At 73.7% G+C, this 13,173-nt stretch carries 10 protein-coding genes; 5 read left to right on the plus strand and 5 right to left on the minus strand.

What is annotated here, in order from left to right:
• Nucleotides 1-109: 109 nt before the first annotated feature.
• From OG344_RS26560 to OG344_RS26570, 3 genes are read right to left on the minus strand one after another with little or no spacing between them, the layout of a single operon-like run.
• Nucleotides 110-1,147, minus strand: coding sequence for an ABC transporter permease (locus tag OG344_RS26560; protein ID WP_405085424.1), 1,038 nt, complete (start codon nt 1,145-1,147; stop codon nt 110-112).
• On the minus strand, nt 1,134-2,150 hold the full coding sequence (locus OG344_RS26565) for an ATP-binding cassette domain-containing protein (RefSeq protein WP_405085425.1): 1,017 nt from the start codon (nt 2,148-2,150) through the stop codon (nt 1,134-1,136). Before OG344_RS26565 ends, OG344_RS26560 begins: the two co-directional genes overlap by 14 nt.
• Nucleotides 2,147-3,301, minus strand: a complete 1,155-nt coding sequence (locus OG344_RS26570) for a LolA family protein (RefSeq protein ID WP_405085426.1) — start codon at nt 3,299-3,301, stop codon at nt 2,147-2,149. Before OG344_RS26570 ends, OG344_RS26565 begins: the two co-directional genes overlap by 4 nt.
• A gap of 135 nt (nt 3,302-3,436) precedes the next feature.
• Between OG344_RS26570 and OG344_RS26575 the strand changes: the two genes are divergently transcribed.
• Genes OG344_RS26575 through OG344_RS26585 form a run of 3 tightly spaced genes read left to right on the plus strand, consistent with a single transcriptional unit; the run spans nt 3,437 to nt 7,218 of the window.
• The gene (locus OG344_RS26575) at nt 3,437-4,111 is read left to right on the plus strand and encodes a response regulator transcription factor (RefSeq protein ID WP_327045998.1); all 675 of its coding nucleotides are present in this window, start codon (nt 3,437-3,439) and stop codon (nt 4,109-4,111) included.
• Nucleotides 4,112-4,113: 2 nt separating this feature from the next.
• A complete protein-coding gene (locus tag OG344_RS26580; protein WP_405085427.1) occupies nt 4,114-5,691 on the plus strand; it encodes a sensor histidine kinase in 1,578 nt (525 codons plus the stop codon).
• Nucleotides 5,692-5,712: 21 nt separating this feature from the next.
• On the plus strand, nt 5,713-7,218 hold the full coding sequence (locus OG344_RS26585) for a pyridoxal phosphate-dependent decarboxylase family protein (protein WP_405085428.1): 1,506 nt from the start codon (nt 5,713-5,715) through the stop codon (nt 7,216-7,218).
• A 25-nt stretch (nt 7,219-7,243) separates the two neighbouring features.
• On the opposite strand, the gene folP is transcribed toward OG344_RS26585, so the two are convergent.
• A complete protein-coding gene (folP, locus tag OG344_RS26590) occupies nt 7,244-8,125 on the minus strand; it encodes a dihydropteroate synthase (protein WP_327046001.1) in 882 nt (293 codons plus the stop codon).
• 110 nt (nt 8,126-8,235) lie between these two features.
• Nucleotides 8,236-9,105 (minus strand): LysR family transcriptional regulator, encoded by an 870-nt coding sequence (locus OG344_RS26595; protein WP_150934966.1) that lies wholly within the window; start codon nt 9,103-9,105, stop codon nt 8,236-8,238.
• A gap of 856 nt (nt 9,106-9,961) precedes the next feature.
• Between OG344_RS26595 and OG344_RS26600 the strand changes: the two genes are divergently transcribed.
• Together OG344_RS26600 and OG344_RS26605 are read left to right on the plus strand one after the other, a co-directional pair.
• On the plus strand, nt 9,962-10,909 hold the full coding sequence (locus tag OG344_RS26600; RefSeq protein WP_405085429.1) for a neutral zinc metallopeptidase: 948 nt from the start codon (nt 9,962-9,964) through the stop codon (nt 10,907-10,909).
• 788 nt (nt 10,910-11,697) lie between these two features.
• A complete protein-coding gene (locus OG344_RS26605; RefSeq protein ID WP_405085430.1) occupies nt 11,698-13,092 on the plus strand; it encodes an LCP family protein in 1,395 nt (464 codons plus the stop codon).
• Nucleotides 13,093-13,173: the final 81 nt, after the last annotated feature.

Raw genomic sequence — 13,173 nt, forward strand, 5'->3', positions numbered from 1 at the left:
GGCAACACTAGCGACAAAGACCGGTGAAGGTCACCACTTGTGATCCACTTCCTCCGACCGATCTGCCCGATCCGTCGGATTCGCGCTCGCCCCGTCGCCCTGACGCCGGTCAGGCGGTGACGTCTTTGCTCGTGAAGCGCGCCCAGGCGATCGAGCCGGACACCAGGACGTAGGCGCCGAACGCCAGCAGCCCCTGGCCCATCCGATCGACGTCGACCGGCGCCCGCAGAGCGCCGTCGAAGGCGCTCCACCACGTGGTGAGCAGGTACGGCCGCACGGCGGCGAGTTGCGGGATTGCGCCCAGGACCTGGCTGACCACCACCAGGACGACGCTCGCCGCGACCGCGCCGATCGGCGCCTCGGTGAGGGTGGAGACCGCGAGCGCGACGGCGCCGAGCGCCGCCATCCCGGCGGCGGCGTACAGGACGACGATCCCGATGCGCAGCAAGGCGGCGGACGCCGGGACCGTCGTGCCCGACAGCAGCGTCACCGGCCCGGCCGGGAACAGCGCCAGCCCTGCCGCCAGCGCCGACAGCGCCACCACCAGGCACGCCGCGAGGCAGAAGAGCACCACGTTGGCGTACTTGAGCGCGAGCAGCCTGGCCCGGCCCACGGGGGCGACGAGCAGGTAACGCAGCGTGCCCTGCGCGGCCTCGCCCGCGATCGCGTCGCCGGCCACGACCGCGACGGCGAGCGGCAGCACGATCGGCGTCATGACGGCGAACGCGGCGAACGTCAGCATCAGCCCGTTGCCTGCGATCTCGCCGATGATCGAGCCCCCCGCGTCGCCCGACGCGAGGCGCACCGCCACGCCGACCAGCACCGGCACGACGGCGAGCACCCCGAGCATCGCGAGATTGCGCGGCCGGCGGAACGTCAGCCCGGCCTCGGAGGCCAGCAGTCGCGCCACGTGCCGCACGGACGACGGCGGCGGCGCGGCCCCCGATTCCGGCGCGCCGCCCAACTCATCGCCCGGCCCGCCGTCCAGCGCCGTGCCCGGCCCGCCATCCAGAACTGTGCCCGGCCTGCTGCCCGGCCCATCGTCCGACACAGCCCCCGGCGTGCGGGACGTGGCCTCGTCGGGCGGCGTCCGCTCCTCCGCCGGCCGGGTCTCCGGCACGGCTGTGCCCGTCTCATGCCTCGACATCGAACCCCTCCCCCGTCAGCCCGACGAAGATCTCCTCCAGCGTGGGACGGACCACCCCGAACCCCCGCACCGCCACGCCCTCACCGACGAGCAGCGCGCAGATCCGCTCGGGCGGCTCCTCCCCGGCGTGGGCCGTGACCTCGCCGTCCCCCGCGCGGACGCCGTCCAGCCCGGCCCGGGACAGGGCGGCCGCCGCCGCCGCGACGTCCGGGGTCTCGACGCGCAGGCGCGGGGCCGCGCCCGCCTCGCGCAGGGCGGCGACCGGGCCCTGCGCGACGAGCCTCCCGGCCCGCATGACTCCGACGTGGCCGCACATCTGCTCGACCTCACCCAGCAGGTGGGAGGAGACGAGGACCGTCGTACCGTCCCCCGCGATCTCCTTGATCAGCGCGCGGACCTCGCGGGTGCCCTGCGGGTCGAGGCCGTTGGTCGGCTCGTCGAGCACCAGCAGCTCGCGCGGCCCCAGCAACGCCGCGGCGATGGCGAGGCGCTGGCGCATCCCGAGGGAGTAGGCGCGGTAGCGCTTGCCGGCCGCCGCGGTCAGCCCGACCCGCTCCAGCGCGGCGCCGATCCTGGCCCGCGCCGTACGGGGGTCCGCGCCGGGGTCGGCCGCGTCGAAGCGGCGCAGGTTCGCCTCCCCGGACAGGTACGGGTAGAAGGCCGGGCCCTCGACCAGCGCGCCGACCCTCGGCAGCGCGCGGGCCAGCCCGCCGGGCATGGGCGCCCCGAGCAACGACCAGGAGCCGGAGGTCGGGGTCACCAGGCCGAGCAGCATGCGGATCGTCGTCGTCTTGCCCGAGCCGTTGGGGCCGAGGAAACCGTAGACCGATCCGCGTGGCACGGCGAGGCCGACGCCGTCGACGGCGAGCTGACCACCCCGGAAGCGTTTGGTGAGGCCGGTGGTGACGACGGCGGGGACGCCCTCTACCGCGCCGCCCTCCGGAGAGGGCGGGGGCGCCGCCGCGTCCTGCCGCGGCGCCCCCGCGCGCGTGCCTGCCGTCACCGGGCCGCCCGGTAGAGGGCGTCCGGCGTCACCGCGCCGGCCAGCAGGCGGCCGTCGTCGGTGATCAGTATCGACACGACCTTGGTGCGCAGCAGCCGGCCGCTGCCCCACTCCCCGCTCACCGGGGTGGCAGCGGAGCTGACGCCGCCGAGCAGCGCCGCCACGTCGGGCCCCTTGCCGTTCCGCTCGCTCTGCTTCCCGTCGGTGGCGGCGGGCAGCGGCGCGACGAGCACGCTGTCCCAGCCCGAACCGACGACGCGGGACCCGTCGTGCGCGCCGTCATGTGCGCCGGGGGCGATCTCGGGACGGCGGCCCGCCGCGGGGACGTCCACCCCTTCCTCGACCTTCGCCCCCGGCGGCGGTGTGAAGGCGAAGTTCTCCGGGGCGGGGCTGGTGAAGGACAACGTCTCGAAGCCGACCTCGAACGCCGGCTCGGCGGCCCCCTTGGCGTACACCTGGACGCGCAGCGGCATCAGCCTCTCGCCGTCGAGGGCCACCCGTACGTCCCTGACCAGCGAGTCGGGCGACTTCGGGGTCAGCACCAGCTGGTAGGCCGCCCGCCCGGCGACCGTGACAACGTCGCCGACGCTGATCGCGGTGTCGGTCCCGGCCGCCTTGAGCGCCTCCCGCGCGGCCTGCTCCGGCGTCGCCGGCAGCGACGCGGGGCGGGACGGCAGCGGGAAGGGGGTGGCCGTCCCGCCGGAGGCGGCCGGAGCGGTGAGGCGGGTCGCCTTGTTGGCGGCGCTGTCCCACAGCCACACCGTGTCGCCGTCGGCGATGAGGTCGGTCTCGCTCATCTCCCCCGGCAGCATGAGGCGGAACCGGTTCTCCCCCGCGTACCAGATCTTGAGCTGGTGCGACCCGGACAGCAGGGACACCGGCGTGGCCCCGGACGGCCCCGGCCCGGACAGGCCCGGCAGCGTGGGCAGGCCGAGCGACGCGGTCTCGACGATCGTGCCGGACATCTGCGGCATCGGGCCGTGCTGCCAGGTGCGCGCCACGTCGGCCAGCAACTGCTCCGCCGTCCTGCCGGGCAGGGACGGCTCGCCGCCCACCGATGCGATCACCGGGCCGGCCCCCACGGCCGCGGCCACCACGGCCACCGCCGCCACCGGAATCCCCCACCTCACGACGCGGACTCTCTTCGCCATCTCACATCTCCCACTATGGGCCGAAAACCTGACAACCCGAGACTGCCTGGAGGCTCCTGAGCCGACGCTGAGACCGGCTGAGAGCCCTCTCAGGGGCCGCCCCACCCATCGGTCAAAAGGGTCCACTATGGGGCAATGCGGGTTCTGGTGGTGGAGGACGAGCGGCGGATGGCGGTGGCACTGCGCCGCGGACTGCAGGCGGAGGGCTTCGCCGTCGACCTGGCGCACGACGGGACCGAGGGCCTGCACCTCGCCCGCGCCGGCGACTACGACGTGGTCGTGCTCGACATCATGCTGCCCGGCATGTCCGGCTACAACGTGTGCAAGCAGTTGCGCGCGGAGGAGAACTGGGTGCCGATCCTCATGCTGTCGGCCAAGGACGGCGAGTACGACATGGCCGACGGGCTCGACCTCGGCGCCGACGACTACCTGACCAAGCCGTTCTCCTACGTGGTGCTGGTCGCCCGGATCCGGGCGCTGCTGCGCCGCGGCGGCGGGCGCAGGCCCGCGGTGCTGCGCGCGGGCGACCTGTCGCTCGACCCGGCGGTCCGGCTGGTCACCCGGGGCGACACCCCGGTCGAGCTGACGCCCCGGGAGTTCGCCCTGCTGGAGTATCTGATGCGGCGGCCGGGCGAGGTGGTGTCGAAGCCGGAGATCCTTGAGCACGTGTGGGACACCTACGACACCGATCCGAACGTGGTCGAGGTGTACGTCGGCTATCTCCGCCGGAAGATCGACGTGCCCTTCGGCCGCACCGCCCTCCAGACGGTGCGCGGGGCCGGATACCGGCTCTCCGGCGACGGCGGCTGAACGTGTCCGATCCATCCGCGCACCCGCTCCCACCCGGCCCGGCCGCCGCTGTGACGCCCGTCCCCGCCGCCCAGCCCACCCAGCCCGCGCGGCCCGGGGAATCCGGGCGGACGGGCGGGCCGCTCGTGTGGTGGCGGCGGCGGAGCCTGCGGTTCCGGCTCACCGCCACCGCGACCGCCGTGCTGGCGCTCGCCCTCGCCGTGTCGGCGTACGTGTTCGTCGTGGTGCTCGGCGAGTCCCTGATCCGGAACATCGACGACCAGGTCTACCAGCGGGGCCGCGAGATCGTCGCGCTGTCCGACGCCGACCGGCTGCCCGACCCGGTGACCTCGGTGAACGACACGATCGTCCAGGTGCTGGGCCCGGACGGGCGGATCGTCGACGCCACGTCCGACACCGACCGCCTGGTCCCGCTGCTGCCGGCGCGGGCGCGGGAGGCGGCCGTACGCACCGGCGCCCCCCAGTTCGTGGACGGCCGGCCGTACGCGCTGCCGGGGCCGCTGCGGGTGCGGGTGCTCAGCGCGGACCACGGCGTGACGGTGATCGTCGCGCGGTCCTTCGCCGAGGTGGAGAGCAGCCTGGCGACCACCGGGCATGTGCTGGCGGCCGGGATGCCGCTCCTGCTCGCGCTGCTGGCGGCGGCCTCGTGGCTGGTCATCGGGCGCACGCTGCGGCCGATCGCGCTGCTGCGGCGGGGCGCCGCCGCGGTGGGCGGCACGGCGCGCTCGCGGCGGCTGCCGGTGCCCGAGGCGCGAGACGAGGTGCACGCCCTCGCCACGACCCTCAACGACATGCTCGGCCGGCTGGAGGAGGCCGAAGCCCGCCAGCGGGCGCTGGTCTCCGACGCCGCGCACGAGCTGCGCAGCCCGCTCGCGAGCATCCGGCTCCAGCTTGAGGTGGCGCTCAGCCATCCCGAGGGGCAGGACTGGAACGAGACGGCGGAGGGCGTGCTGGAGGACACCCTCCGGCTGTCCCGGCTCGCCGAGGACCTGCTCGCCCTGGCCCGGCTCGACGAGGGCCGGCTGAGCCGGCGGGAGCCCGTCGACCTCGGCGATCTGGCCCGCCGCGCCGCCGAGCGGTACGACCTCGGCCTCGATCTCCGTTCCGGCCTCGGCTCGGGTCTCGGCTCCGGCCTCGGCTCCGGCCTCGGCTCCGGCCTCGACTCCGGCCTCGACTCCGGCCTCGACTCCGGTCTCGGCTCAGGCCTTGCCCCGGGCCCGCCGGCCGTGGTGCTGGGCGACGCGCTGGACCTGCGGCGGGTGCTCACCAACCTCGTCGACAACGCCCTGCGCCACGCGGCCTCGGCGGTCCGGATCGGCGTACGGACCGGAGGAGCCGCCGGACCGGGCGTCGCCGAACTGACCGTCACCGACGACGGGCCGGGCATCCCGCCCGAGGACCGGGAGCGGGTCTTCGACCGCTTCACCCGGCTCGACGACGCGCGCAGCCGCGACGACGGCGGCGCGGGGCTCGGTCTCGCGATCGTGCGCACAACGGTCGAGGCCCACGGCGGTACGGTCCACCTGGAGGACGCCTCCCCCGGACTGCGTGCCGTCGTGCGGCTCCCCCTGGCACGTTGAGACCCGCCCGACAGGAGACCGATGCTTCCCGACCACGGCAGGCCCGCCGCCGAACTGCTCGCCGAACTGACCGCGCTCAGGGCCGCCGACCTGCCGGTCCGCGGCGGCCGGGTGACGGCCTACGTCTACGACACCGGGCAGCCGGAGGTGCACGAGGCGGCGCACCGGGCGTACGCGGAGATGCTCGAGGTCAACATGCTCGACCCGACGGCCTTCCCCAGCATGGTCGCGCTGGAGCGGCGGGTGGTCGGGGCGGTCGCCGAGACGCTCGGCCGGCCCGGCGCGCCCGGGATCTTCACCAGCGGCGGCACCGAGTCGATCATGCTGGCGGTGAAGGCGGCCCGCGACGCCCGCCCCGGCGCCACCCGGGTCGTGCTGCCGGTGACCGCCCACCCCGCGTTCCACAAGGCCGCGCACTACCTCGGCATGGAGATCGTGCCGGTGCCGGTGGACCCTGTCTCCTACCGCGCCTCCGTCCCCGCGTTCGAGGACGCGCTGGACGAGCGCACGGCGCTGGCCGTGGTCTCGGCGCCGTCCTATCCCCAGGGCGTGGTCGATCCCGTCGGCGAGATCGCCGCGCTGGCCGCCTCGCGCGGCGTGCTGTGCCACGTGGACGCCTGCGTCGGCGGGTGGCTGCTGCCATGGCTGCGCGAGGCGGGGGCCGCGGTCCCGCCCTTCGACCTCGCCGTGCCCGGCGTCACCTCGATCTCCTGCGACCTGCACAAGTTCGGGTACGCGCCGAAGGGGGCGTCGGTGCTGCTCTTCCGCTACGCGGAGCTGCGCCGCCGGGCCTACTTCGCCTCGGCGGCCTGGCCCGGATACACGATCGTCAACGCGACCGTGCAGAGCTCGCGCTCGGCCGGGCCGCTCGGCGGGGCCTGGGCCACCCTGGAGGCCCTCGGCCGGGAGGGCTACCGCGAGCTGGGCCGCCGGACGCTGGAGGCGACGCGGCGGCTGGCGGAGGGCGTGCGGAAGATCCCCGGCCTGCGGGTGCTCGGCGAACCGGAGGCCGCGCTGGTCGCGATCGCCGGGTCACCGGAGGTGGACGTGTTCGTGCTCGCCGACGAGGCGCGCGCACGCGGCTGGTTCCTCCAGCCGCAGCTGTCGTACGCCGGGATCCCGGCCAACATCCACATCACGGTCACCGGCGTCACGCTGGCGGGGGTGGACGCGATGCTGGACGTGATCGAGGAGGCGGCCGCGGCGGCCCGGCGGCGCGGGCCCGCCAAGGTGCCCGAGGGCCTGCCCGAGCTGATCGCGTCCATCGATCTCGACGCGCTGGACGACGCCACGTTCGCCGAACTTGCCGCGTCGGCGGGGATCACCCTCGGCCTGCCGGACGGGACCGGGCCCGCGGCACAGCCCGGGACACCGCCCGAGACGGCGCCCTCGACGGCGCCCTCGGCACCATCCTCGACGACGCCCGAGATGGCGGTCGTGAACGCGATTCTCGACGCGTTGCCGGCGGCGACCCGAGAGGCGATCCTGCTCCGCTTCCTGTCCGTGACCTACTCCCCGCCCGCGTGAGCGGATCCGCTCAGAATGGGGCGGCTCAGGATGGGGCGGCGGCGAGGCGGCGGACCACGGCGAGAGCCGTACGCGCGCTCGCCGCGTCGTGGACGCGGAAGACCCGCGCGCCCTGCAGCGCGGACACCGCGAGCGTGGCCAGCGTGCCGGCGTGCCGTTCCCCGACCGGGAGACCGCCCAGCGCCTCGCCCACGAAGTCCTTGTTGGAGACGGCGACGAGCACCGGCCAGCCCGTGGCGGTCATCTCGCCGAGCCGTCTGCCGACCTCCAGCGAGTGCCAGGTGTTCTTGCCGAAGTCGTGCGCGGGGTCGATGAGGATCGCGTCGCGGCGGACCCCCGCCGCGACCGCCCGCTCCGCGAGAGCCGTCGTGTAGGCGATCACGTCGGCCACCACGTCGTCGTACGCGATGCGGTGCGGCCGGGTGCGCGGCTCCACCCGCCCGGCGTGCGCGCACACCAGGCCGACGCCGTACGCCGCCGCGACCTCCGCGAGGCCGGGGTCCACGCCGCCCCAGGTGTCGTTGAGCAGGTCGGCACCCGCCTCCGCGACGACCTTGGCGACCTCCGACCGCCAGGTGTCGACGCTGATGATCACTTCGGGGTGCCGCTCGCGTACCGCCGCGACGACGTCGGCCACCCGGCGGATCTCCTCGGCCGGGTCGACGTCCGTGCCGGGACCCGCCTTGACGCCACCGATGTCCACGATGTCCGCCCCGTCCGCGATGAGGCGGGAGGCGGCGTCCACGGCGGCGGAGAAGGCGTAGGTCGATCCCCTGTCGTAGAACGAGTCGGGGGTCCTGTTGACCACGGCCATCACCGCGAAGTCGCCGGGACCGAAGGCACGGCCGCGCAGGCGCAGTACGGATGGCGGGCCGGGCACCGCGGCGGGTTTCGGCGAGTTCGGCATCGCCGTCACCCTACTAAACCGGCCTCCCGGCGTCCGCGCCGACGCCGGGGCGGCGCGCGCGTCCTGTGTTCGGGAAAGATGGAACGATCCAAAAGAAGGAGAGGGCGCGGTCACGCCGCCGAGCCGCCCTCGGCGAGGGCGAGGAAGTCCTGCGCCATCGCGGGCAGCCGCCGCCGCGCGTGCACCACCGCGATGATCTTACGCAGTGACGGGTCGAGCGAGCGGACCACCAGCCCGGCCCTGGCCGCCTGCTCGGCCATGCCCCGGTACCAAAGCAACGAGGCCCGGCCCTCCCGTACGGCGCGGAGCCAGCCGCGGCGTTCGTCGGACTCGACGGCCGGGATCGGGCGCACCCCGTGGGTGGCGAAGATCTGGTCGAACTCCCTGCGGCGCGGGCTGCCGGGGGCGGGCAGCACCAGCCGCATGCCGTTCAGCCGCGTCACCGGGAGGGGATCGGGCAGGTCGAGGCCGGGCGGGGAGATCAGCACGATCTCCTGGCGTTCCAGGGGATGGCTCACCAGGTCGGTGGGCACCGGAAGATCGGTCAGGCCGAGGTCGGCACGCTGTTCGCGGACCGCGCTGACCACCGCCTCCCGCCCCTCGCACCGCACGATCTGCACCCTTATCCCGGGGTGCTCGGCGGCGTACGCGGGCAGGAGGCGCCCGGCGAGGCCGGGCTCCAGACTCGGAGTGGACGCGATCCGTAACTCGGCCCCGGAGGAGTGGCCCTGGGTCGCGAGCGCCTCGATCTCGGCCACCGCGTCGAGGGCCTCACGAGCCAGCTTCACGACCCGGCGGCCCTGGGCCGTCACGACGACTCCGCGGCCGGAGCGCGCGAAAAGCGTCATTCCGAGTTCACGTTCCAGGTCGCGAATCGCGCGCGACAGAGCGGGCTGCGCGATATAGAGCGAGCGGGCGGCATCGGTCATGGTGCGGTGCTCCGCAGTGGCGACCACGTAACGGAGCTGCTGCAGATTCATGCCAAAAACGCTAGGGCAGACGAGCCCGGCGATTCCGGAACATCGCAGAGATCACGTCGGCCGATTACGGATTGTGCCCGTTATCTGCTACATCCGTGATGGATGAGAAACGAGTATCCTTCTGCCCCAAATCCACGAAGGGGGCAAAGTCGTGGCGCAGCAGTACCCTCCCCAGCAGCCGCCCGGGGGGTCTTCTCCCTATTCAGGGCCACCTTCGGGCCCGCCTTTCGGGTCACAACCGGAGGAATCGGCCGGTTGGACACCCGGACCGGAATCCGGGGCACAAATCGGCGCGGCCCATCCATCTGGGGGCTGGACCGGGCCAACCGGAACGGGCGATTGGGACGGTCCGCAGCACCGCGGCATTCCCCATCCGGAAGGCGGACAGCGCGACGGCACTCCCTATCCGCAGGGCGGACCGCATCAGGGCGTCGCCTATCCACCGGGCGCCTATCCCCCGCCCGGCCCGTACGGCGGTCACCCACAGCCCGGCCCGTACGGCGGTCCTCCCCACGGCGGCCCCTATTCGCCCATCCCGCAGCCCCCGGCCCCCGGCGGGTTTCCTCCGAACGGTTCTTTCCCGGCGCCTCCGCAGAACCCGGCGTACGTCCCCGGGCGGATTCCCCAGGGCCATCCCGCGCCCCAGGGCGCGCCGTTCCAGGGCGCGCCGTTCCAGGGGCCGCCGCCACCCCGGCAGGTGCCGCAGCCTCCGCCGGGACCGCAGCAATGGGCGCCACAGCCTCCGCCGGGACCGCAGCAATGGGCGCCACAGCCTCCGCCGCCCCCGCGCGGCCCCGCCGCGCCCTACCCGCCGCCCGCGTGGCGCCCGCCCCGGCGCAGGTCGTCCGGCGGAGCGGTGATCGTCGCCCTGATGGGCATGCTCGCGCTCGTCTTCGTGCTGGTCGTGGTCATGAGCGCGATGGCGCGTGTCGCGCGCATCGAGGACCCGGTCTCTCCGGTCGCGCTGCCCACCTACGGCCTTCCCCCGCTCCCTGCGCGGGAGCCCCGGGAGGACGACACCGCGGCGCCGGCCAGGCCCTCCTCGAAGCCGACGTCCGAGGTAACGCGTCGTCCGACGACGCCGACGCTGAACCGCACGGCCAAGGGCAACACCCTCTACCGCGCCGGTTCGCCGGCCAGGACGAACTGCCCCGCCGGGAACGGCAGCATCTACGACCACGCCCAGTTCAAGGCCCTGATCCTGAAGACAGGAAAGTGCATGGGCGACGCCTGGGCGCCGGCGCTCACCCGGGCGGGAATCCCCTGGACTCCCCCGCATTACATGATCGCTGCCCGGAAGGGCCGGGGCGCCTGCGGCGACTATCCCTCTCCGGGCAGCAACGTGCCGTACTACTGCCCGAGCAACAGCACCATCTACGCGTCCACCTCGGCGATGGCCCGGGAGTACGGCCCGCTCGGCTCCTGGAACGGGATCATCATCAGCATGATGGCCCACGAGTACGGACATCACCTCCAGAACGTGTCGGGCATCTCCGACTCCTGGTGGCAGCAGACGATCAACTCGAGCTCCCGCAGCGGCAAGATGGCGCTCAGCCGGCGGCACGAGCTGCAGGCGACCTGCTTCGGCGGCATGTTCATGCGGTCGGTCGCCGCCACCTATCCCATCGACGGCACCCGGCGGAACACGCTCCTGTGGGCCTACAGCCACCTGGGCGACCCGCCGGGAGGGCCGCGTGACCACGGGGACACGCGCAGCAACGCCGCCTGGTTCCGCCAGGGTTACACCCGGCCGATGGCCTACCAGTGCAACACCTGGGTAGTCGGCTCCTCGTCCGTCTCCTGACGGACGGCCCCGACTCCTATCCCCAGGTTTACGCCTACCTTGTCCGGATATGGTGATTAGAATCCCTAGCCAAGCCACGGAGGAAAGAGCGGTGAGCCATGCGCGGCGGGGGTCCCGCTGACGCGGCCGGGGGTTCCCGGAAGCGTCGGCGCGAAAGTCAGCGTGGCGGGAGCGGGGAGCGCGACGAAGCCCCCGGCCCGCCACGGTCACGCGGCGAAACCCCCGGGTCGCCGCGACCGCACGAGGACTCCCCCGACTCGTCACGACCGAGCGAAGGCTCTCCCGGCTCCCCGCGACCGAGCGAAGGCTCTCCCAGATCCTCGCGACCGCGCATGGGCACTCCCGGCTCCGCACCGGCCCGCGCCGAGGCCCCTCGTGATTCCTCCCCGGACGACGCTCACAACGTTCACGACACTCACGGTGATCGGCACGACGACACCATCCCGAGACGCCGGAACGACGCTTTCCGAGCCCCCCAGCCAGACCTCCAGGCAGGCCCCCAGGCCGCCGAGCCGGAGTCCCGGGACGAGACGGTCCCGGGGCCCCGAAAGGACGCCCCGGGAGGCCCCCAGGCCCCCGGAACGCCCCAAGGCCCCGGAGCCCCCGGAGCGTTCGGAGCCCCCGGCGGTTCCCATCCGGCTCCGCGACCGAGGCGGCGGAGCGGTGGGCCGCGCTTCGGGCCGCCGCTGACCCCCGCCTCCCTGATCGGCTGGACCGCACTGTCGGCCTTCGTACCCGGCGCGGCCCACCTGCGGGCGGGCCACCGCCGGACCGGGATCGCCCTGCTCGTGACGTTCGGCGCCGCCCTGGTCGCCCTGGTGGTCGTGGGCCTGCGGCTGATGGGCAACGCGGGCGCGGTCGTGCGCCCCAGCACGCTCACGGCCATCATGGTGGGCGCGGCCGTCTGCGCGCTCGCCTGGTTCGCCCTGGTGGTCCTGTCCTTCGTGGCGCTGCGCCCGCAGCGGCTGTCGCAAACCGGGCAGGTGGTGGCGGGGATCGTCGCCGGCGTGCTGTGCGTGTCGGTGATGGCGCCGTTCGCGGTCACCGCGGGCTACATGAGGACCGCGAGCCAGACCCTCGACGCGGTCATGGCCCCGGTCGCGGGCACGACCCCCTCCCCCATCCGGGCCGAGGATCCCTGGGACGGCCGCCAGCGCGTCAACTTCCTGCTGGTCGGCGGGGATGCGGCGGGCAACCGGGTCGGCGTGCGCACCGACTCGATGACCGTGGCGAGCGTGAACATCGCGACCGGCAACACCGTCCTGTTCAGCCTGCCGCGCAACCTGCAGTACGTCCGCTTCCCCTCGAGCAGCCCCCTGCACAAGGTGTTCCCCAACGGCTTCAACGACGAAGGGCAGGGCCTGCTCAACTCGGTCTGGTACTACGCCGACAACAACCCGCAGGTCATGGGGGGCAAGAACAAGGGCGCGCAGGCGCTGAAGGACGCCATCGGCTACACACTCGGCCTGCACATCGACTATTACGCGATGGTCGACATGTTCGGCTTCGCGGCCATGATCGACGCCCTGGGCGGCCTCGACATCCGGGTCGAGCGGGACATCAAGTGGGGCGGCCACTTCGGCACGGCCGGGACCATCAAGGCCGGTTACCGGAGGCTGAGCGGCGAGGAGGTGCTCTGGTACGGCCGTTCCCGGGTCGACAGCGACGACTTCTCCCGGATGTCCCGCCAGCGGTGCGTCATCGGCGCGCTCGCCCAGCAGGCGACCCCGTCCAAGGTCCTCACGAACTTCACCAGGATCGCGGCCGCGGCCCGCCACATGTTCCGCACCGACATCCCCCGCGACCTGCTGGAACACCTCGTGCCGCTCGGCATGAAGGTGCGCAGCGCCAAGATCACCAGTCTCCAGTTCGTGCCGCCGCTCATCTACACCGGCAACCCCGACTGGGACAAGATCAGGCAGCTCACGAAGAAGGCGATCCGCGAGTCCATGGCCGACCAGGGCCCCATCGCGGCGACGGCCTCCCCCATGGGCACCGCCGGCACAGCCTCCGCGTCCGCCTCGGACTCACCCGGCGCGTCCCCCTCGTCCACCCCCTCGTCCACCCCTTCGTCCAGCCCCTCGCCGTCCCGTACGCCGCTCCTGGCCGACGCGGGCGGCAAGAAGACCCCCACCCCCAACGACAAGGCCGCCCAGAGCCTGGCGGAGCTGTGCGGCTTCTGACCGCGCACCGCTGAGGTTTTCCCGCGAAGCCGTGGACGGCGCCGCCGGTATGCAGCAGGGTTGTCACGTAACGTATCCACC

It is taken from the genome of Microbispora sp. NBC_01389 (assembly GCF_045040095.1).
Classification (GTDB): Bacteria; Actinomycetota; Actinomycetes; order Streptosporangiales; family Streptosporangiaceae; genus Microbispora.